The sequence below is a fragment of the Sphingopyxis sp. HIX genome, from assembly GCF_001468285.1.
Lineage (GTDB): Bacteria > Pseudomonadota > Alphaproteobacteria > Sphingomonadales > Sphingomonadaceae > Sphingopyxis.
Genome location: NZ_LNSB01000039.1, coordinates 13624 through 33536 on the forward strand (window position 1 = coordinate 13624; position 19913 = coordinate 33536).

At 67.0% G+C, this 19913-nt stretch carries 18 protein-coding genes; 8 read left to right on the top strand and 10 right to left on the bottom strand.

The genetic code is table 11. The annotated features are described in order from the left end of the window. Positions 1-191: 191 nt before the first annotated feature. From ATE62_RS17145 to ATE62_RS17155, 3 genes are all read right to left on the bottom strand, one after another. Positions 192-1976 carry an adenylate/guanylate cyclase domain-containing protein gene (locus ATE62_RS17145; RefSeq protein ID WP_058809813.1) on the bottom strand — a complete coding sequence of 595 codons (1785 nt, stop codon included), beginning with the start codon at positions 1974-1976 and terminating at the stop codon, positions 192-194. Then, positions 1973-3262 (bottom strand): TIR domain-containing protein, encoded by a 1290-nt coding sequence (locus tag ATE62_RS17150; protein ID WP_156420642.1) that lies wholly within the window; start codon positions 3260-3262, stop codon positions 1973-1975. Before ATE62_RS17150 ends, ATE62_RS17145 begins: the two co-directional genes overlap by 4 nt. Before the next feature lie 130 nt (positions 3263-3392). Beyond that, complete coding sequence (locus ATE62_RS17155) at positions 3393-5111, bottom strand: DUF885 domain-containing protein (protein ID WP_197411742.1); 1719 nt, start codon at positions 5109-5111, stop codon at positions 3393-3395. A gap of 128 nt (positions 5112-5239) precedes the next feature. Here ATE62_RS17155 and ATE62_RS17160 point away from each other — a divergent pair, with 128 nt between their 5' ends. The 5 genes from ATE62_RS17160 (at position 5240) to ATE62_RS22970 (ending at position 10438) form a co-directional block, all read left to right on the top strand. Next, entirely contained in the window at positions 5240-6550 is a 1311-nt protein-coding gene (locus ATE62_RS17160) for an MFS transporter (protein WP_082662874.1), read from the top strand. A gap of 150 nt (positions 6551-6700) precedes the next feature. Further along, positions 6701-7369 carry an RBBP9/YdeN family alpha/beta hydrolase gene (locus ATE62_RS17165; protein ID WP_082662875.1) on the top strand — a complete coding sequence of 223 codons (669 nt, stop codon included), beginning with the start codon at positions 6701-6703 and terminating at the stop codon, positions 7367-7369. Further along, a complete protein-coding gene (gene cysK, locus ATE62_RS17170; RefSeq protein WP_058809815.1) occupies positions 7366-8286 on the top strand; it encodes a cysteine synthase A in 921 nt (306 codons plus the stop codon). Before ATE62_RS17165 ends, cysK begins: the two co-directional genes overlap by 4 nt. Positions 8287-8295: 9 nt before the next feature. Then, the gene (locus ATE62_RS17175) at positions 8296-9453 is read left to right on the top strand and encodes a cell wall hydrolase (RefSeq protein ID WP_058809816.1); all 1158 of its coding nucleotides are present in this window, start codon (positions 8296-8298) and stop codon (positions 9451-9453) included. A gap of 349 nt (positions 9454-9802) precedes the next feature. Then, entirely contained in the window at positions 9803-10438 is a 636-nt protein-coding gene (locus ATE62_RS22970; RefSeq protein WP_197411743.1) for a tetratricopeptide repeat protein, read from the top strand. Positions 10439-10459: 21 nt separating this feature from the next. Here ATE62_RS22970 and ATE62_RS17180 read toward each other — a convergent pair whose 3' ends face one another. From ATE62_RS17180 to cysD, 4 genes are all read right to left on the bottom strand, one after another. Continuing rightward, on the bottom strand, positions 10460-11590 hold the full coding sequence (locus ATE62_RS17180; protein ID WP_058809817.1) for a zinc-binding dehydrogenase: 1131 nt from the start codon (positions 11588-11590) through the stop codon (positions 10460-10462). A 108-nt stretch (positions 11591-11698) separates the two neighbouring features. Further along, positions 11699-12448, bottom strand: coding sequence for a 3'(2'),5'-bisphosphate nucleotidase CysQ (locus tag ATE62_RS17185; RefSeq protein WP_058809818.1), 750 nt, complete (start codon positions 12446-12448; stop codon positions 11699-11701). Between the two features lie 3 nt (positions 12449-12451). Beyond that, the gene (gene cysN / locus ATE62_RS17190; RefSeq protein WP_058818567.1) at positions 12452-14353 is read right to left on the bottom strand and encodes a sulfate adenylyltransferase subunit CysN; all 1902 of its coding nucleotides are present in this window, start codon (positions 14351-14353) and stop codon (positions 12452-12454) included. Positions 14354-14480: 127 nt separating this feature from the next. Beyond that, positions 14481-15392, bottom strand: coding sequence for a sulfate adenylyltransferase subunit CysD (gene cysD, locus ATE62_RS17195; protein WP_058818568.1), 912 nt, complete (start codon positions 15390-15392; stop codon positions 14481-14483). 202 nt (positions 15393-15594) lie between these two features. Here cysD and ATE62_RS17200 point away from each other — a divergent pair, with 202 nt between their 5' ends. After that, positions 15595-16467, top strand: a complete 873-nt coding sequence (locus ATE62_RS17200) for a helix-turn-helix domain-containing protein (protein ID WP_058809557.1) — start codon at positions 15595-15597, stop codon at positions 16465-16467. Between the two features lie 46 nt (positions 16468-16513). Next, complete coding sequence (locus tag ATE62_RS17205) at positions 16514-17008, top strand: hypothetical protein (RefSeq protein ID WP_058809556.1); 495 nt, start codon at positions 16514-16516, stop codon at positions 17006-17008. Here the strand turns inward: ATE62_RS17205 and ATE62_RS23685 are convergent. Next, on the bottom strand, positions 17005-17475 hold the full coding sequence (locus tag ATE62_RS23685; RefSeq protein ID WP_058809555.1) for a hypothetical protein: 471 nt from the start codon (positions 17473-17475) through the stop codon (positions 17005-17007). The two genes, ATE62_RS17205 and ATE62_RS23685, sit on opposite strands and share 4 nt — an antisense overlap. Before the next feature lie 149 nt (positions 17476-17624). Here ATE62_RS23685 and ATE62_RS23690 point away from each other — a divergent pair, with 149 nt between their 5' ends. Next, positions 17625-18371: a sulfite exporter TauE/SafE family protein gene (locus tag ATE62_RS23690; RefSeq protein ID WP_058809554.1), complete on the top strand. Its 747-nt coding sequence runs from the start codon at positions 17625-17627 to the stop codon at positions 18369-18371. 44 nt (positions 18372-18415) lie between these two features. On the opposite strand, the gene ATE62_RS17220 is transcribed toward ATE62_RS23690, so the two are convergent. Beyond that, the gene (locus ATE62_RS17220; protein ID WP_197411733.1) at positions 18416-18724 is read right to left on the bottom strand and encodes an EF-hand domain-containing protein; all 309 of its coding nucleotides are present in this window, start codon (positions 18722-18724) and stop codon (positions 18416-18418) included. Positions 18725-18864: 140 nt separating this feature from the next. Then, the gene (locus ATE62_RS17225; protein WP_058809552.1) at positions 18865-19842 is read right to left on the bottom strand and encodes an NADPH:quinone oxidoreductase family protein; all 978 of its coding nucleotides are present in this window, start codon (positions 19840-19842) and stop codon (positions 18865-18867) included. Between the last annotated feature and the right edge of the window lie 71 nt (positions 19843-19913).

Consider the following 19913-nt stretch of genomic DNA (forward strand, 5'->3'; position numbering starts at 1 on the left):
AGCGTCGCTCACATCCTTGCCGTCGCGAAATCTCGCACGAAGCCACGAAGCCACAAAGAGGGTGTGGACTGGGAGCGATTCTTCGGAATGCGAGGCGCGCTGATCCAGTCGCTTGCGGCGATGCGCTTGCCTTGGGAAGGAAGCCTCTTTGTGGCTTCGTGGCTTCGTGCGAGCCTATTTTGTGATCAATCTTATCGCGCCCGCCGCGACAAGCGGTAGAGCGCGAGGTCGCCGTAATCCTTGGCGAGCTGGACCTTGCCGACATAGTCGCAGTCGAAGTCGCGGATGTTCACCAGCGCGAGCATCGCCGCCATCGGCTGGGTGCAATAGATTTGCCCGACGAGCGTGACGGGCTCGATCCGCGCAGTGCGGGTGACTTCGGTGCCGTACCAGAGTTCGTTGCCGACCACCGGATCGCGCCCGCGGTAGATGGGACCGAAATGGATGCCGGTGCGCATGCCCGCGTGATGCCCCTCGAGCCCCAGCCCGGGCGGCAGCACCGCGAGCTGTTCCTGCATCGCTAGCGCGATCTGCGCGGCTACGGCGGGCTCCGAGATCACGGCATAGACCGCGTCGCCCCAGGTGTTGCGGAACAGCACATGCTCGCCGAAATTGTCGAGCACACGGCCGATGCCGCCCATCACCTCGCGCGCGAAGACCGGCAGTTCGCGCTCGCCGAGCTTCGAGAAGCCGGCGAAGTCGGCGAAGAGGATCGCGTAAAGCCCGCGCCGATGGTCTTCGGGCGGCGGGAGCGGCGCGGGGAAATCGAGCCGCCGGTCGAGCCCGCCGACCGCGATCAATTGGGTGCGGCCGCCATAGGTCTCCCACAAGGCGATGTCGGCGTTGGTGCCGGCGATCGCACCCTGGCTGCGCGCCAGCACGTCGGGGTCGACGACGGCGAGCTGGACCGCCTCGGTCTCGAGTTCGCGCGCGCGCAGCTTGGCGAGCCCCATCGCGGTGTGCGAGCCGAGGATGAACTGGCAATCGTCGCTGACGTAGCGCGAGTTGCTGGCGAAATGGACCATCGCCGCGGCGTCGCGGCAGTGCTGGTACCGCGCCACCCAGCCTTCGCCTCCCGGGCGCACCGACTGGGCGATGAAATCCTCTTCGGCGAATGGGAGGATCACCGTGAGGTCGATGCCGCGCCTTATCGCCTCCTCGGCGAAGAGGATGTCGGCGCCGCAGGCGAGCGGGCCGATCAGCGCCGAGAAGGGCTGCGCGTCGAAGGCCCCCGATATCGCCGCCAGCGCGCGCGCTTCGCCCTCGCCGCCCTCGCGGAACATGCGGCCGCAATAGACGCCGACGGGCGGCGGGCGCAGACGGTCGGCGACCGCGCTCGCCCATCGCGCGTCGACTGCGCCGCTGCTCGCGAGCCGCATGATCTGGCGGCAGGTCGAGGCGCGGTCGCCGGCGCGCGCGCCGCCCATCGCATCGGCGGCGGCCGCGCGCGCGAGCGCCTCTTCGCCGCGGCCGAGCAGCAGCAGCGCCTCGATCAGCGTCACCGCGTCCCAATAATTGCCCGCCGCCCCCGCTGCCGCGATCGGCTCGGCCAGCGCCGCGGCGTGCTCGGGATCGCCGAGCATGGCGTAGAGGCTGGCGGCGTTGATCGCAGGGAAGCTGTCGCCCGACACGTCCCAGGCATGGGCATAAGCGGCGGCCGCCTTTTCGAGCCAGGCCTGGCGCTCGTCGAGGCCGCGGTCGAAGGCGCGGTCCTTCCAGATGCGCCCGGCGAGCGCGAGGCAGTCGACGTCACCGGTATCGGCCAGCCCGAGCCGTTCGTAGAGGTGCATCGCGCCGAGACTGTCGCCCGACGCCGCAAGCGCACGGACCATCAGATAGCGCAGCCGGTCGCTTTCGAGCCCCTGCTTGCGCGCCGCAGCGGCGCAGTCGAAAGCGCTCAGCGCGTCGCCGTGCCCGAGACGGTGCGCGACCTCCGCCTCGGCGGCGGCGAGGTCCGCCGTCGCCGCCTCGCTCATTGCGCCGCCGCTTCGGCCGATTTCAGCAGCGCGACATTCGCCTTTTCGATCGCCGAGAGCTGCACATTGTCGGTGGTCGGCTGGTACCAGGCGAAGCGGCTGAAATGCGCGCGCAGCGACGGATCCTTGAAGCGGAAACCGTTGCGCGCGAAAATTTCGTTGCGCGCGATGCGCAGCTCGTTGGCGCCGAAATAGGCGATATCGTCTTCGGTCAGCAGGCGCTCGGACGAATCGGGGATCACGACCCCGCTGCCGCCGACACCGGTGGGGGCGACGATCGGCGGGCTCGCGGTGGGTGCGGGATCGGGACTGGCGCCGTCGAGCACGCGGATCAGCTTACGGAACATATAGCCGGTAGTGCCGTCGGCCTTCCGCACGCGCCACCAAGCGCCGCTCTGCTGATAGGTCAGGAATTTCTCGCCCTCGAGCACCTTGCCGAGGATGGTCGCGCTCGACGAGGGTTCGGCGCGGATGTTGGTGAAGCCCTCGGGATCGTTGATCACCGCCGCGAGAGTGAAGGCCTCGCCCGGCGTCGCGGGGCTGTCGGCCTCGCCCGCCGTCGGCGTGCTGCCCGCGCCCGCGGCGGGGTCGCTGCCCTCCACAGTGCGCATCGGGGTGGGCTGGAGGAGCCACCAGGCGAGCGCGGCGCCGATGATGGCGACCGCGCCGATGATCCACGGGAGCGGCGAGCCCTTTGCGGCGGCGGGTTCGGGGGGCGGCGGAGCCGGAGTCGGTGCGGGCGTCGGCACGGGTGCCGGGGCCGGCGAAGGCGCGGGAGCTGGCGGCGCAGGCGATGCAACGACTGCCTCCCCGCCCGTCAGTGGCGGACGGCCGCACAGGTCCTCGAGGCTCATCAGCACCTTGCGCCAGCCGCGGTGGTCGGGCTCACCGTTCCAGTCGGCGAGCTCGGCGAACTGGATCTGGTTGAACGGCAGCGGCGGCATGACGTCATCGATCGCGGTCTGGACGAGCTTTTTCTGGTTGCGCGCGACATCGGCCTCGGCGCGCACCCATTCGGACTGCGCCGAGGCGTGCGACCAGACGACGATCGCGGCCTTGGCGCTGCCGATCTTTTCGGTGATCACGTCGCCATAGCTGCGGTGCGGCGGCAGCTCGGCGTCCCACCACAGGTCGTAGCCCGCGGCCTGCACCGCATGCGCGATCTGCGCGACGCGCTCCTTGTTCTCGCGCGAATAGGAAATGAAGACGTCGACCATCGGCTTGCCCCCTGCTGTCGCGGGCGAGGCTAGCGGGGCGCGATAGGGATTGCCAGTGCTCGCGATCACATCCCATCTCTCTCCCTTCAGGGGAGAGATACGCAGGCTTGCCGGTTTACCGGCTAGCCGGAGTTGAGAGGGGATTGGATGCTTCCCCCTCTCCCAACCCTCTCCCCTAAAGGGGAGAGGGCTATGAGGGTCAGAACACCGCCTTCGGCGTCTCTTCCTTCATCATCGCCGCGCGGACCATCGGGATCGGCGGGCCGCCATAGGCGAGAAATTGATCGTGGAAGGCTTTCCACTTCGTCCGGTCGCCCTTGGTCCAGTCGTCGCGCAGCTTGCGGATCATCAGCTTGCCCATCGTGTAGTTGAGATAGGCGGGGTCGTAAGTGCCGCGCGCCGCCTGCTGCTGCGCGTTGCCCGCGTCCTGATAGCATTGCTCCTTGAACAACTTTTCCGATTCGGCGACGGTCATGCCCTTGGTGTGCAGGCCGATCGCCGACAGATAACGGCAGTCGCGGAGCAGCGCGTTCGACAGCTGGCCGATATGCGTCTCTGCGTCGCCCTCGCCGAGCCCCCCGTCCCACATCATCTCCTCGGTATAATGCGCCCAGCCCTCGGCGAAGGCGTAGCCGACGAAGAGCTTGCCGAAGATGCTCTCGGCGCGGTTCGAATGGAGGAAGTTCAGGAAGTGGCCGGGCCACACCTCGTGCACCGAGGTGAAGAGCAGGTCCTTGCGGCCGGGCACGAAGCCATCGCGCGTCGCCTGGTCCCACGCGGGGTCGGGCGGCGAGATATAATAGACCGACGGCAGGCCCTTCTCATAGGGCCCGGGGATGTCGATATAGGCGCTGTTCTGGCGGTTGTACGGCGGCGATTCCTCGACCAGCGCCTGTTCGGTGCCGGGGATGGTGACGAGATCCTTTTCGACGAGGAAAGCGCGGAGCGCGGGCAGCTGGCGCCGCGCCTCGGCGACGGGGCCGTCGGCGGGCTTGTCGGCGTTCATCTTCGCCATGCACTCGGCGATGGTCTTGCCCGCGGCATAGGTCGCGCAGGCGGCCTTGAGCGCGTCCTGGTTGCGCTTGAGGTCGGCCTGGCCGATGCGCTCGAGCTCTTCGAGCGGGGTGTCGACACCCTCGTTGGTGAGGATCATCTTCGCGAATTTGTCGGCGCCGAGCGCATAGCCGTCGGGGGTACCGGGCTGCGAGCCGACATAGGTCGCGAGGTCGGTCATCGCGGCGCCGGCCTTGGCGACGGCTTCGTCGAACTGCTTCTGCAGCGCTTCGTCCTTGACCGAGGCGAAGGCGGCCTTGGCATCGCCCTTGTAATAATCGGCGAAGCCGCCGAAGCCCGCGGTGCCATATTTGACGAAGGTCGCGGGGAGCGGCAGCTTGAGGTTGGCCTTGATCTGCGCCGCGGCGGCGGGGACGTTCTCGGCATAGGCGATGAACGCCTTCATCCGCGTCGTCGCATCGGCATAGGGCCGCGCGATATAGACATTGGGGTCGAGCGCGCCGGTGTAGAAGTCGGGGTTCTTGTGCGGTGCGTCGGCGTCGCGCAGGAAAAAAAGCTGCCCCTCGGCGACCTTGATCAGATAGTCGCGCTCGAACTTCTCGGCGTCGGTCATTTCGGCGTCGAAGGCTTTCGCGTCGGCGATGGTCTTTTCGAGATAGGCGGCCTGCTTCTCGAGCCCTTCGGGCGACCAGTCGGGGAGCTTGCCGTCGAACTCGTGCTTGCCCTGATAGACCGCGAAATTGGGGTTGAGCGGGAAATAGCCCGCGAGGAAATTGTCGCGGAACTCGGTCCATTCGCTATGCTTTTCGCCGCTGATCGATTTATTGTCCGACGCGTTGCAGCCGCTGAGGACGAGCAGCGCCGCCGCCATGGCGGTGCCGGCGCGGGCGAATTTGCGTGTCATATCCTGGTACTCCCCGATGGTTGTGGCGGGGATGTGCCACCGCGGCGCGGGGGTGGCACGGGCTAATCGACGAACGGCAGACCTATGCGGTCTGGACAGCCCGCCAAACCCCGCTACGGGGAATCGCAATGGCGACGATCCTCCCTCCCGACAGCGACGAGCCGGCCCTGCAGGGCAGCCCGTCAAAAGCCCCCTCGCCGCTCAGTTTCCCCGATTACCGCTATTATTGGCTCGCGCGCTTCACCGCGGTGATGGCCACGATCGCGATGGTGGTGGTCATCGGCTACCAGCTCTATGACACCGCGCGCACCGATTACGGCATGTCGATCAAGGAGGCGTCGTTCCAACTCGGGCTGCTCGGGCTGTTCCAGTTCGTGCCGCTCGCGGTGCTGACGCCTGTCGCGGGCTGGGTCGCCGACCGCTTCGAGCGGCGGAGCGTCGCGATCTTCTCGAACCTGATCGACCTGCTGATCGCCGCGGCGCTCGGCTGGTTTACGTACACCGACGGGCTGACCCTGCCTTTGCTCTTCGGGCTCGCGGCGCTGCACGGGGTCGCGCGCGTCTTCTCCGGCCCCGCGATGAGCGCGATCGCGCCGAACATCGTTCCCCCCGCGGTGCTGCCGCGCGCGATCGCGATGAGCAGCATCGCGTGGCAGTCGGCGTCGGTGATCGGCCCCGCGGCGGGCGGGCTGATCTACGCCGCGCATCCGACCTCGGTCTATATCTTCGCCGCCGTCCTGCTCGCCATCTCGGCCTTCATGATCAGCCGCGTGCGCCCGGTGCTGCCGCCGCCGACCGAGGTGCGCCGCCACCCGCTGCGCGAAATGGCCGACGGGCTGCAATTCACCTGGCGCGAGCGTTTCCTGCTCGGCACGATCACGCTCGACCTGTTCGCGGTGATCCTGTCGGGGGCGACCGCGATGCTGCCCGTCTATGCGCGCGATATCCTGATGACCGGCTCCGAAGGGCTCGGCTTCCTGCGTGCTGCCCCCGCAGTCGGCGCGGCAGTGGTCGCGCTCGGCCTCGCCTGGCGGCCGATCGAGCGCAATGTAGGGGTCAAGATGCTGTGGGCGGTGGTCGTCTTCGGGCTCGCGACGATGGCCTTCGGGTTGTCGACCAACTTCCTGCTGTCGCTGGCAATGCTGGCCTTGCTCGGCGCCGCCGACATGTTCTCGGTCTTCGTGCGCGGCACTTTGATCCAGCTCAACACCCCCGACCATATGCGCGGGCGCGTCAGCGCGGTGTCGGGGCTCGCGATATCGGCGTCGAACGAGCTCGGCGAGATGCGCGCGGGATCGATGGCGGCGGCCTTCGGTCCCGTCTTCGCGGTGGTCGCAGGCGGCGCGGCGGCGGTGGGCGTCACCGCACTCTGGGCGTGGCTCTTCCCCGAACTGCGCCGCGCGCGCACCTTCGAGCCGCAGTTCAAAAAGGCCGAGTGACGCATTTCCGCGTCGGCCCGACGGCGCGATTTCAACTCGTCGCAAACTGCCTTCCTTTCGCCACAAAGTGATTGTCAATTTATTTAGTTGAATTACCTCGGAAACACCCGTCACCGCGGTTCCCCTGGCCCAACCAACGGAGAATCCGAGATGCAATTTTCCCCTATCCGCCACAAAATCCTGACAATTCCGGGGCTCGACAACAGCGGCCCGCGCCACTGGCAGAGCCTGTGGGAGCATAAGTTCGCCGATTGCGAGCGAGTCGAACTCGGCGACTGGAGCGCCCCCGACCGCGACGCGTGGAAGCGCCGCATCGCCGACGCGATCGACGCCGAGGACGAGCCGGTGCTCGTCGCCGCGCACAGCCTGGGCTGCCACGCCTTCGCCGACTGGTTCGCCTCGGCGGGCGGGCTCGCGCGCGCGCGCGTGCTCGGCGCCTTGCTCGTCGCGCCGCCCGACCTCGGCGACCTCCGCCGCGACAATCGCGTGTCGAGCTTCACCGAGCCCGCGAGCTTCACCTCGCGCACCCCGATGATCGTCGTCGCCAGCGACAACGACCCCTATGCCAAGACCGCGCACGTCTGGCGCCTGTCGCGGCAGTGGGACGCGCGCTTCGTCAACGCGGGGCCGTTCGGGCATATCAACGCCGACTCGGGGATCGGCGACTGGCCTTATGGACAGTATCTGCTTGCCTCGTTACAACCCGCGCCCGTGCCCGCCCTGGCCGACGAAAAGCTGTGGGTCCGGGCCGGCGACTGGCCCAACCGGGTCCGCCGCGATCCGCGCTTCGAACATAGGGAAAGTGCATTCCGACCATGAAAGCCAATTCGATCCTCGATACCATCGGCAACACCCCGCATATCCGGGTCGCCAAGCTGTTCCCCGACGCCGAGGTCTGGGTGAAGTCGGAACGCAGCAACCCGGGCGGGTCGATCAAGGATCGCATCGGCCTCGCGATGATCGAGGCGGCCGAAGCCGACGGCAGCCTCAAGACCGGCGGCACCATCGTCGAGCCGACGTCGGGCAACACCGGCATCGGCCTCGCGATGGCGGCCGCGGTCAAGGGCTACAAGCTCGTGCTCGTCATGCCCGAGAGCATGTCGCTCGAGCGCCGCCGCCTGATGCTCGCCTATGGCGCGACCTTCGACCTGACCCCGCGTGAAAAGGGCATGAAGGGCGCGATCGAGCGCGCGATTGAATTGGTTGAAACGACGCCGGGCGCATGGATGCCGCAGCAGTTCGAGAATGAGGCCAATATCGACATCCATGTCCGCACCACCGGCCCCGAAATCTACGAGGATTTCAAGGACAGCCCGATCGACGTGCTGATCACCGGGGTCGGCACCGGCGGGCATATCACCGGCACCGCGCAGTTCCTCAAGGAACGCTGGCCCGATCTCAAAGTCTATGCGGTCGAGCCCGAAGCCTCGCCGGTGATCTCGGGCGGCCAGCCCGCGCCGCACCCGATCCAGGGCATCGGCGCCGGATTCATCCCGCGCAACCTGCACACCGACCTGCTCGACGGCGTGATCAAGGTCGACGCCGCCGAAGCCAAGGATTTCGCGCGCCGTTCGGCGACCGAGGAAGGCATGCTCGTCGGCATCTCGTCGGGCGCTACTCTTGCGGCGATCGCGCAGAAGCTGAAGGAACTGCCCGCGGGCAGCCGCGTGCTCGGCTTCAACTACGACACCGGCGAGCGCTACCTCTCCGTCCCCGACTTCCTGCCGGAAATCTGAGCCCACACCATGGCGTCGGAGGCGCCCAAATCGACGACGCCGCTGTGGCGCGACCGGTCGGCATGGCTGTTCGCGCTGCTCGCCATCGCGGCGATCGTCGGCGTGCTTTATGCAAGCAGCGTCAGCGGGCCCGCGCGCTATAGCGTGCGCCTGCCCCCGGTGGCGCCGCCCGCCAGCAGCGTACCCGAAGTGCTGCCGATGGAGCTCGCGCCGGTGACCGAGGACGATGCGCGCGCCGCCAATGCGAAGATACCGCTGATCACCAAAGGCGTCGTCGCGGCGCGGCCCTTCGTCTATTCGGGCGACGCCGACAATCGCGGCCGCGCGCGCGACTGCCTCGCCGCGGCGATGCTCTACGAGGCGGGCGACGACAATCTGGGCCAGCGCGCGGTCGGGCAGGTCGTGATCAACCGCGCGCGCCACCCCGCTTTCCCGAAGTCGATCTGCGGCGTCGTGTTCCAGGGTTCGGAGCGCGTCACCGGCTGCCAGTTCACCTTCACCTGCGACGGCGCGCTGGCGCGGCGCTATTCGGATGCGGCGTGGACGCGCGCGCAGGTCAATGCCGAGATCGTGCTCGCGGGCGGGGTCGACCCGCGCGTCGGGCTCGCGACGCACTACCACACCGACTGGGTGCGCCCCTATTGGAGCGACAGCCTCGAGAAGATCGCGATCGTCGACACCCACCTCTTCTTCCGCTGGCCGGGCTACTGGGGCACGCCGGGCGCGTTCCGCGGCGCGATATCGGGGGTCGAGGCGCCGGTCGCCAAGATGGCGGCGCTGTCGCCGCTGCACATGGCGGGGCTGCCCGCCGAGCTCGCCGTCGGCGCGGTCGATGCCGCGGTGGGCGAGCCGCGCATCACCGGCGGCGCGGTGCCCGGACAGGTCGTCTCGGGCGGGCGCGAGACGATCACGATCGCCCTCGATCGCAAGGCGACCCCCGAAAGCTTCGTGACGCTCGCGCTGCGGCTTTGCGGCACGCGCGAATATTGCAAGTTCATGGGCTGGACCAATCCCACGCTCAAGCCCGAGACCGAAGCGATGAGCGACACCCAGCGCGCGGCGATGACCTTCTCCTACCTCCGCGACGACAAGGCGGGGTTCGAGAAGGCGCTGTGGAATTGCAGCGAATATAAGCGCGACGATGTGCGGCAGTGCATGAAGCGGTGAAGAGGCCCGAGGCCTAATTGCCTTTGGCCTCCTGCCATGTTAGCTCAACTACATGGGGCCCATAAGAATTGAGATCGTTATCCTTGTTGCAGCATCGCTTGCAACAATATTGGCCGTTCTTGATATCATAGGCATTAAGGTACCGACTTTTGGGAGGCATGAATCAAGCGATTCCAAAGGAAAAAGCCGACCTTATGCACAATTTCTTCTTTCATTTTTCGTGATAGGACTTTGCATATACAGTATGAAGCTTGAGGCCAATACAGGGAGAAGCCTTTCCGGGGTCGCCGCGTGCATAATCTTCTCAAGCGGGAACTCTTGCAAAGAACCGAATGAATCCTCGAAAAGCTTGGCAGATTCCGCCGACTATTCAGCCTCGGGTGGACAAAACACTGTGGACGTGGCCAATCGACCGAGCACGTTTTGCGAGCAGATCAATTATGCCACAGGCAACCCCGAACTCGATGCCATGTATAACGCTGCTTGGTCATTGGACAATGGCACCGACGGTCGGGTGGATCGTGAGAGAGCGCGACAACTCTACAGAGACGCCGCCCAACGCGGACACCGGGCATCGCAATATAATTATGCCGTGATGCTTCACCGAGGGCAAGGTGGTCCGGTTGATAATCCGGCATCGGTTTATTGGCACCAACAAGCAGCTAATCAGGATGACTATCTTGCGACGATTAGCTTGGCCGGCGCATATGCTGATGGCTGGCCAGGGGTTGAGCGAAATTATGCCAAAGCCCTTCAGTATAGTTTAATCGCCGAAAAGTGCGAAAAGGGCGATATGACTAATAATATAGGCGTTATCTATGCAAGGGGTGGATGGGGTGTAGAGCGCGACTTAGGAACAGCGCGAATCTGGTTCAGAAAGGCCGAAGTACGAGGCAGCCGGCATGCCTCCCGAAATCTCGGAACGATCGAGGATGGCCTCGACAATTCCGAGATACTACTGTGGGATGATATTGGTCCGCCCTAAGGTGCTTCGCTTGACAGCCCTCTACGGCCGGATCAGATATTTCTCGCCCGTGCGCTTGGCGTTGTAGGCATGCGCGGTGTCGAGGTTCAGCGCCTCGGTCAGCGAAATCTCGTGGCTGTAGTGGCTCTTGAAGGTGGTCGTGAGTTCGTCGACGACGCGCTGGCGCATGCGGCCGACGACTTCCCAGCCCGCCTTCTGCATGAAGGGGGTCAAGAGGAAGCCGCCGAGGCCCCAGGTCAGCCCGAAGCTGCGGTTCAGCACCGTCGGGCCGAGGTCGAGCGCGCCGTAGATATAGACCTGCTTGTAGCTGTCCGAGCCGTAGCGGCTGTAGGTCGTCATGCGCTTGACCGCCGCGACCTCCATCGCCGCGAGAATCTGGCCGGCGAGCTTGCCGCCGCCGATCGCGTCGAAGCCCAGCGTGGCGCCGGTCGCGACGATCGCGTCGACGAGCCGGTCCTGGAAATCGTCGGCGCTGCTGTTGACGATATGCGTCGCGCCGATGCCCTTGAGGATTTCGACCTGTGCGTCGCTGCGCACGATATTGACGAGCGGGATGCCGTCCTTGGCGCAGATCTTGACGAGCATCTGGCCGAGGTTCGACGCCGCGGCGGTGTGGACCAGCGCGCTGTGGCCTTCCATGCGCATCGTCTCGGTAAAGGCCAGCGAGGTGAGCGGGTTGACGAAGCAGGAGGCGCCGTCGACCGGATCGGTGCCGTCGGGCAGCGCCATCACCATCTGCACCGGCAGGCAGCGATATTCGGCGTACATCTCGCCGCCGAGCAGCGCGACGGTCTTGCCGAGCAGCGCCTGCGCCTCGGGCGAATCGCCCGCCTTGACCACGAGCCCGCAGCCCTCGTTGCCGATCGCCAGCGCGTCGCCGACGCGGCCGGTCATCGCGCGCATGCCCGCGGGCGGGATGTCGGCGGTGATCACAGGCAGCCCGTCGCGTTCGGACGCACGCGCGGTCGACATATCGGCGCCGCCGAAGAGCAGGCCGAGGTCCGACGGGTTGATCGGGGTCGTGAGCACCTTGACCAGAACCTCGTGCGGCTGGGGCTCGGGCATCGGGCGGCGCTCGAAAAAGACCTCGAGCTGGCTCTCGGGCTTCACCAGCGTCAGCATCACGAGGTTGGTGGCAGGCAGGTCGGTCATCGCGCGTCTCCCGGACTATTTGGTTTTACAGTGAAACCTAAATAGGAAGACACGGCGCGGCTGGCAATCGCGAAGCTTGGGCGGGCGTGATTTCTTTGCGGGCGATGCCTAGTCCGCCGCCGCAAACTCCCCCGCCAGCCGCAGCACTTCGTCCGCGAACTCGGCGCGGCAGATCAAGAGGTCGGGCAGATAGGGGTTTTCGCAGTTATAGACGAGCGGCGAGCCGTCGGCGCGGCTCACGTGCAGCCCCGCCGCCGCCGCAACCGCCGCGGGCGCGCAATTGTCCCATTCATATTGGCCGCCGGTGTGGAGGTAGATGTCGGCCTCGCCGCGCACCACCGCCATCGCCTTGGCGCCCGCCGAACCCATGCCGACCAGCTCGGCGCCGATCTTCTCCGCCACGAACAACGCCTCGGCAGCGGGGCGCGTGCGGCTGACGAGCATGCGCGGCGGCACGTTCGCGGCGCCGAGCGGCCAGGGATTGGACGAACTCAGCGTGACGCCCAGCCCCGGCAACGCGACCGCGCCGACCGTCGGCACGCCCTCGACCGCGAGCGCGACGTGGACCGCCCAGTCGGTGCGGCCTTCGCCATATTCGCGCGTGCCGTCGAGCGGGTCGACCACCCAGCAACGCGCGAAGGAGCAGCGCGTGATGCTGTCCTTTTCCTCTTCGGACAGGATCGCATCGTCGGGGCGCGCAGCGCGCAGTTCGCGCATCAGCATCGCATTGGCCTCAGCATCGCCGGCCTTGCCGAGGTCCTTGCCCTCGAGCCCGCTCGTCGCGCGCAGGTCGATCAGAATCTGCCCCGCGGCCGCCGCCAATCGCTCGGCGAGCGCTTCGTCGCTTTCAAACGTCATTTTTTACCCCAGCAGGCGATCGACGATCCGGTCCGCCGCCTCTTCGGGCGTCATCGCGGTCGTGTCTATCCTAATCTCGGCGTCTTCGGGTGCCTCATAGGGACTATCGATGCCTGTGAAGTTCTTGAGCTGTCCTGAGCGGGCTTTCTTGTAGAGGCCTTTGACGTCGCGCGTCTCGGCTTCTTCGAGCGGGGTATCGACGAAGATCTCGACGAACTCGCCCTCGGGCAACATCGCGCGGACCATGTCGCGTTCGGCCTTGAACGGGCTGATGAACGCGGTGATCACGATCAGCCCGGCGTCGGTCATCAGCTTGGCGACCTCGCCGACGCGGCGGATATTCTCGATGCGGTCGGCTTCGGTAAAGCCGAGGTCCTTGTTGAGCCCGTGGCGGACATTGTCGCCGTCGAGGAGGAAGGTGTGCCGGTTCATCCGGTGGAGCTTCTTCTCGACGAGGTTGGCGATCGTCGACTTGCCCGAGCCCGAGAGGCCCGTGAACCAGAGCACGGCGGGCTTCTGGTTCTTGAGCGCCGCATGCGCCTCGCGGTCGATGTCGGTCGCCTGCCAATGGACATTCTGCGCGCGGCGGAGGCTGAAGTGCAGCATGCCCGCCGCGACCGTCGCGTTGGTCAGCTTGTCGATGAGGATGAACCCGCCGAGCGTCCGGTTGTCGCCGTACGCCTCGAACACCAGCGGCTTGTCGGTCGCGACCTCGACCACGCCGATACCGTTCAAGTCGAGCGTCTTCGCCGCGAGATGGTCGAGCGTGTTGACGTTGATCTCATACTTGGGGGCCGCCACCGTCGCCGAGACGCTCTGCGTCGCGAGCTTGAGCCAATAGGCGCGCCCCGGGATCATCGCCTCGTCGGCCATCCACACGAGCGTCGCCTCGAACCTGTCGGCGACCTCGGGCGGGGCATCGGCGAGGGCGATCACATCGCCGCGTGAGCAGTCGACCTCGTCGGCCAGCGTCAGCGTCACCGACTGGCCGGCGACCGCCTCGGGGAGGTCGCCATCGAGGGTGACGATGCGCGCCACAGTCGATGTCTTGCCGCTGGGCAGGATGCGCACCGCATCGCCCGGCTTGACCGAGCCGCCCGCGATCAGCCCCGAGAACCCCCGGAAGTCGAGGTTGGGCCGGTTGACCCATTGCACCGGCATGCGGAAGGGCTTGGCTTCGTCCGCGACCGCGCCGATCTCGACGCTCTCCAGATGCTCGACCAGCGCGGGACCCTTGTACCAGGGGGTGTTGGCCGAGAGGCTGGTGATATTGTCGCCCTTGAACCCCGAGATCGGGATCGCGGTGAACTGCGTGATGCCGATCTCGGTCGCGAAGGCGCGGTAGGAGAGCAGGATGCGCTCGAAGACCGCCTTGTCGTAGTCGACGAGGTCCATCTTGTTCACCGCGAGCACGATATGCCTGATACCGATCAGATGCGCGAGGAAGCTGTGGCGGCGCGTCTGGGTAAGCACGCCCTTGCGCGCGTCGATCAGGATGACGGCCAGGTCGGCGGTGCTCGCGCCGGTGACCATGTTGCGCGTGTACTGCTCGTGGCCGGGGGTGTCGGCGACGATGAACTTGCGCTTCTCGGTCGTGAAGAAGCGGTAGGCGACGTCGATCGTGATCCCCTGCTCGCGCTCGGCGGCGAGGCCGTCGACCAGCAGCGCGAAGTCGATCTCCTGCCCCTGGGTGCCGACACGCTTGCTGTCGGCCTCGAGCGCCGCCAACTGATCCTCGAAGATCATCTTGCTGTCGTAGAGCAGGCGGCCGATCAGCGTCGACTTGCCGTCGTCGACCGAGCCGCAGGTGATGAAGCGCAAGAGCGACTTTTGCTGATGCTGCGCGAGGTAAGCGTCGATATCCTCGGCGATGAGCGCGTCGGTGACGTAGACGGGGTCGGTCATTGCGGAACTCCGCACACAAAAGCCGTTCGGGCTGAGCTTGTCGAAGCCCCGTTCTTATCTTCCGGAAGGAAGGACGGCCCTTCGACAAGCTCAGGGCGAACGGGGAAAGAAAGGCGGTGCGGGGTCATCAGAAATACCCCTCCTGCTTCTTCTTCTCCATGCTGGCGTCGCCGCCATCCTTGTCGATCGCCCTCCCCTGACGCTCGCTGGTGGTGGTCAGCAGCATCTCCTGAATGACTTCGGAGAGGGTCGTCGCCTCGCTCTCGACCGCGCCGGTCAGCGGGTAGCAACCGAGCGTGCGGAAGCGGATCGAGCGGTCCACCGGGACCTCGCCCTCGCGCAGCGGGAAGCGGTCATCGTCGACCATCAGGAGGAGGCCGTCGCGCTCCACCGTGGGGCGCGGCGCGGCAAAGTAGAGCGGGACGATGGGGATGGCCTCGCGCGCGATATACTGCCAGATGTCGAGCTCGGTCCAGTTCGAGATCGGGAACACCCGGATGCTCTCGCCCCCCCCTCCTGTTCTTTGGGCCTTGCGCGCATTGTAGAGGTTCCAGAGCTCAGGCCGCTGCTTCTTCGGGTCCCAGCCGTGCGACGCCGTGCGGAACGAGAAGATGCGCTCCTTCGCCCGGCTCTTCTCCTCGTCGCGCCGCGCGCCGCCGAAGGCGACGTCGAAGCCGTGCAAATCGAGCGCCTGCTTGAGCCCCTCGGTCTTCCACATGTCGGTGTGCAAGGGACCATGGTCGAACGGGTTGATCCCCCGCGCCTTCGCCTCGGGGTTCTGATAGACGATGAGCTCCATGCCGCTCTCGGCCGCCATCCGGTCGCGCAGCGCGTACATGTCCCTGAACTTCCACGTCGTATCGACGTGCAGCAGCGGAAACGGCGGCGGCGACGGATAGAAAGCCTTCCGCGCCAGATGCAGCATCACCGCGCTGTCCTTGCCCACACTGTACAGCATCACCGGCTTCGCGGCATCGGCCATCACCTCCCGCATGATGTGAATGCTCTCCGCCTCCAGGCGGTCCAGATGCGTATGCATTTTCGGGGCCGCAGGCAGGCGCGGGCTATGGAAGGTCGCCGGTCTCATGCCGCCGTCTTAGGCAGGCCCCGCGCTCGGCTCTTGACGAATCCTGCTATTTTGTAGAATCCTGCTAATTAATCGACTGACTAGAGATCGCTGCACGCCCGCGATGCCCGGAAACGGGACCGCGCGGCAAAGCGCGGCCTTGCGGGAGGTGAGGATGCTGGGAAGCTTCTTTAAGAGCGACCGCGCGGTCTATGCGCGGCACCAGTCGGATCTGGTCGTCGAGCGCTGCTCGTCGCAAAAGGGCTGGCGCGGCCTGCATCTGGAGGTCGGGCACAACCGCGGCTGCGACGTCCGCTCGCTGATGCTGCAAGGCCATCTGATCGGCATGCAGATCACCGGCCAGCCGCTCGCGGTCGAGATTTACGAGGATGGCGACTGGGTTCCCGCCACCCTGCCCTCGCACCAATTGTTCATCCATCCCGCGGGCACCCCGCTCAACATCCGCCACGATCTGTGGACGCGCTGGGCCTTTGCGATCGTCGACCATCCCGCGCTGGGCGCCCGCCGCGCACCCGACGACACGGCGGGCTGGTCGGACCACGACCAGATGCTGACCCTGCTGTTCCAGGCGCTGATCGAGCAACTCTGCCACGAGCGGCGCGACACCAGCGGCGACCGCGCGCTCGCCCAGTCGCTGATCGACAGCTTCATGATGGCGCTGCACCAGCGCGCGCCCGCGCCCGCCGCCGCCCCGGTGCGCGGCGGAATCGCCCCCTATATGGTCGCCGACCTGCGCGCCTGGATCGAAGCCAATCTCGAGGCGAAGATCGGGGTGCAGGACATGGCCGACCGGCTCGGCTATTCCTGCGCGCATTTCGCGCGCGAGTTCAAGCGCAAGGTCGGGGTGACCCCGCACGGTTTCCTGCAGGACATCCGCCTGTCGACCGCGATGGAGCTCGCGCGCCGCGGCGCCGCGCTGATCGACATCGCACACCGCTGCGGCTTCGCCGACCAGGCGCATCTGTCGAACGCCTTCAAGAGCCGCTTCGGCTTTTCCCCCGCGAGCCTGCGCCCGCGCAGCAACTAGCGGCGGCTTGCCTTGCCGGGCGGTCATGTCCTGCTATGCCGGGCGCATGACGCGCGCGTCGTTCGTTTCGATCCTCAGCCTGCTGGCGCTTGCGGCGCTCGGCTTCGCGATGCTGTCGCTCGCCGGAGCGCCGGTCGGCTGGAAAGCCGACGATTTCGTCGACCGCGACACCGACGCCGAGGCGGTCACTCGCGGTTATCGCCTCGAGGCCGAAGGCGGCGGCGCAACGCTCAAACTCACCTGCACGCCGAACGCGCCCATCGCCGCGATCCTCGTGGCCGAGGCACCTTTCGCGGCGAAATCCGTGGCGAGGATCGCGATCGACGGCGCCGCATCCGAGGCGCGCCCGGTTACCATCGCGGGCGCATCGGCCATCCTCGCCGACGCCAAAAGCCCCGACGCGCGCGCCTTCATCGACCGTCTGTCGGCATCGCGCCGTGTCACCATCGCCCTCGATACCACCGCAACGCCCTTCACCGCGACTTTCGAGACCACCGGCGCCGACGACGCGGTCGGCGACCTCCGCCACGTCTGCATCTAGGGCAGGCCCGGGCTGCCGCGTGTGCTTTCGTTGACGAAGCAGGTCGCGCGGTTGAGCCAGTTCGCCGCGCACGACGCCTGCCGCTCGGCCTCGTACCAGCCCGCGGGCTCCTTGGCATAATAGCCGGGCCCGGCTCGAAACGCCGCCATGCGGTCGAACGGCGTGTCGATCAATGTCCATTCGGGAATCCAGCACGGCTCGCCGAAGCGGTCGGTCAGCGCCCAGCCCTTGTCGCGCGCGACCACCTCAAGCCGCGTGCCCGCCGCGAGCGCGCGTCCGCCCTTGCGCATCAACCGCGGCATCGGCCGGCACTTGGCGCTATAGGCGCCCACATAATGGACCGACCCGCCGCCCGCGCGCACCTTGGCCAGCCATTGCTCGCGCTGCCCGGCGTGCGCGAGCATCGGCGGCACCAGGACGCCCGCAACCAGCAAGGTGGCTGCCAGCGAGATCAGCCCGCCGCGCATCGGCGATGGCGCCGCGCGGCTTCGTTCCCTGCTCCTTCGCTCGCGCATCCGCCTTCCCCCGCCGATCGATCGCCGCACCTTGCCGCAGCGATGCCCCGAGGGAAAGGCGCGAGGTTGCAGCGCGCGCACAAAGCGCCGAAAGGGTGCCGATGATCCAGACCGGCTTCCTCCTCGTCGTGGCGGCGTTCCTCACGGCAATCCTGTCGGGGGTATTCGGCATGGCGGGCGGGCTGGTCTTCATGGGGATCCTCGCGTGGATGCTGCCCCCCGCGATGGCGCTCGCGCTCCACGGCGTCATCCAGTTCGCGTCTAACCTGTGGCGCGCCGCGCTGCATCGCCGCCATATCGTCTGGAACATATTGCTGTGGTTCGGGCTCGGCGCCGCGGCGGCGGTCGGCGTCTTCGCGCTGATCGTCTTCGCTCCGACGCGATTCGCGGTGTTCCTCGGGCTCGGGCTGATGCCGATCCTCGTCTGGCTGCCCGAACGCTGGATACGCCTCGACGCCGCCAACCGCGTCCATGCCGTCGGCGGCGGTTTCGTCTCGACCGGGATCGCGCTCGTCTCGGGCGTGTCGGGACCCGTCACCGACCTGCTCTTCATCCACAGCAGCCTGAACCGCCACCAGGTCGTGGCGACCAAGGCGGTGATGCAGGCGATCGGCCATGCGTCGAAAATTGTCGTCTATGGCGCGCTCTTGCTCGGCACAGCGGCGCGCGAGATCGTCCCGCTGCCCGTCACCGCGGCGGCGATCGTCGCATCGATGGCGGGAATCATGGTCGGCGCGAAGCTCCTCGACCGAATCAGCGAGGCGGCTTTCCGCGCCAGCCGCCGCTGGATCGTGACGATCCTCGGGCTCGGCTTCCTCGTCCAGGCGGTGCAGATCGCGCTCGCCTGATCGCGTGCGGGCGGCGGCGGCCCGGTGCCGCCGCCGCCGCAATATCAGCGCTTTTCTTCGGCGCCCGCGGGTGCCTTGCGGATCGCCGACATCTCGGCCTTGTCGACCGCGCCGTCGCCATTGGTGTCGACGCGCTTGATCATTTCGTCGATCTTGGCGGTGTCGACCGGCGTCTTGTCGCCCTTCTCGGCCGCTTTCGCCTCATGCGCCTTGGTCAGCTCGGCCTTGTCGATCTTGCCGTCGCCATTGGCGTCGAGCTTGGCGAACAGCGCATCGCCATTGCTCGTCGGCTCCGCCGCATGCGCCGCAGTGGCCAGCGCAAGCGGCGCGGCAATGAGGTACAATATCTTCACGTCCATTCCTTTCGGGTACGGCGGCACGGCCGCCTTCACCCCCCGGCGCCGCTATGACGAGGCCCCCGTTCGAAGGCCATAGGAGGCCCGCGCGGGTCGCCGCGCCCGCACGGCGGTTCGTCCGCCGGGCGTGCCCCGCGTCAGACGGTCAGAATCGCCTTGCCGACAACCTCGCGCCGCTCGAGCATCGCAAAGCCCTCGCGCCAGTCGGCGAGGTCGAGCGCGGCATGGACGCGCGGGCGGATCCTGCCCTCCGCCGCCAGCGCGTCGATCGCGGCGATATTCTCGGCTCCGCGCTCGGGAAAGCGGCGGCCATATTCGCCCGCGCGCACCCCAACGACCGAAAAGCCCTTGATCAGCGGCATGTTGACCGAAACCTCGGGAATGCGTCCCGACGCGAAGCCGATCACCAGCAGGCGCCCCCCGAAGGCGATGCAGCGCGTCGATTCGTCGAATATGTCGCCGCCGACGGGGTCGAAGACGACATCGGCGCCCTTGCCATCGGTCAGCGCCTTCACCGTCTCGCGAAACCCCGGGGCGCCGTCGATCACCGCGTCGGGGGCGTAGAGCTCGGCCAGCATCGCGCGCTTCGCCGCGCTGCTCGCCGCCGCGATGACGCGCGCGCCGAGCGCCTGCGCCAGGTCGACCGTCGCCAGCCCGACCCCGCCCGCCGCGCCGTGCACCAGCACCCATTCGCCCGGCTGCACCTGCCCGCAGCGCGTCAGCGCGACCCACGCGGTGAGATAGGCGACGCCATAGGCCGCGGCCTCCGCCCAGCTTAGCCGCGCGGGCTTGCACCGCAGGTTCGTCGCGGGAACGGCGATATACTCGGCCATAGCGCCGAAGCGGTTGCCGCCGATCACCGCATCGCCCTCAGCCCATCCGCTCACGCCCGCGCCAACCGCCTCGACCTCGCCCGCAAACTCCAGCCCCGGGGTAAAGGGCAGCTCGGGCTTCAGCTGATAGCCGCCGCGCGTCATCAACAGGTCGGGGAAATTGATCCCCGCCGCGCGCACCCGCACGCGCACTTCGCCCGGGCCGGGCTCGGGAACGGGCAGGTCGACGAGCGCGCAGCCGCCGTGGTTTTCCGCCAATTCTCTGACCAACAATGCGCGCATGGAAAAAAGCCTTTCCTAAAAAACACCCATATGGTTCATTCATAGCGAATCAATCAACCGGAGACGCGAAT

What these genes read in the sequence shown, in the direction of transcription:
- ATE62_RS17145 (WP_058809813.1), bottom strand. Translation starts at nt 1,976, where the DNA reads ATGAGCGAGGCGGCGACGGCGGACCTCGCCGCCGCCGAGGCGGAGGTC.
- ATE62_RS17155 (WP_197411742.1), bottom strand. Translation starts at nt 5,111, where the DNA reads ATGACACGCAAATTCGCCCGCGCCGGCACCGCCATGGCGGCGGCGCTG.
- ATE62_RS17160 (WP_082662874.1), top strand. Translation starts at nt 5,240, where the DNA reads ATGGCGACGATCCTCCCTCCCGACAGCGACGAGCCGGCCCTGCAGGGC.
- ATE62_RS17165 (WP_082662875.1), top strand. Translation starts at nt 6,701, where the DNA reads ATGCAATTTTCCCCTATCCGCCACAAAATCCTGACAATTCCGGGGCTC.
- cysK (WP_058809815.1), top strand. Translation starts at nt 7,366, where the DNA reads ATGAAAGCCAATTCGATCCTCGATACCATCGGCAACACCCCGCATATC.
- ATE62_RS17175 (WP_058809816.1), top strand. Translation starts at nt 8,296, where the DNA reads ATGGCGTCGGAGGCGCCCAAATCGACGACGCCGCTGTGGCGCGACCGG.
- ATE62_RS17180 (WP_058809817.1), bottom strand. Translation starts at nt 11,590, where the DNA reads ATGACCGACCTGCCTGCCACCAACCTCGTGATGCTGACGCTGGTGAAG.
- ATE62_RS17185 (WP_058809818.1), bottom strand. Translation starts at nt 12,448, where the DNA reads ATGACGTTTGAAAGCGACGAAGCGCTCGCCGAGCGATTGGCGGCGGCC.
- cysN (WP_058818567.1), bottom strand. Translation starts at nt 14,353, where the DNA reads ATGACCGACCCCGTCTACGTCACCGACGCGCTCATCGCCGAGGATATC.
- cysD (WP_058818568.1), bottom strand. Translation starts at nt 15,392, where the DNA reads ATGCATACGCATCTGGACCGCCTGGAGGCGGAGAGCATTCACATCATG.
- ATE62_RS17200 (WP_058809557.1), top strand. Translation starts at nt 15,595, where the DNA reads ATGCTGGGAAGCTTCTTTAAGAGCGACCGCGCGGTCTATGCGCGGCAC.
- ATE62_RS17205 (WP_058809556.1), top strand. Translation starts at nt 16,514, where the DNA reads ATGACGCGCGCGTCGTTCGTTTCGATCCTCAGCCTGCTGGCGCTTGCG.
- ATE62_RS23685 (WP_058809555.1), bottom strand. Translation starts at nt 17,475, where the DNA reads ATGCGCGGCGGGCTGATCTCGCTGGCAGCCACCTTGCTGGTTGCGGGC.
- ATE62_RS23690 (WP_058809554.1), top strand. Translation starts at nt 17,625, where the DNA reads ATGATCCAGACCGGCTTCCTCCTCGTCGTGGCGGCGTTCCTCACGGCA.
- ATE62_RS17225 (WP_058809552.1), bottom strand. Translation starts at nt 19,842, where the DNA reads ATGCGCGCATTGTTGGTCAGAGAATTGGCGGAAAACCACGGCGGCTGC.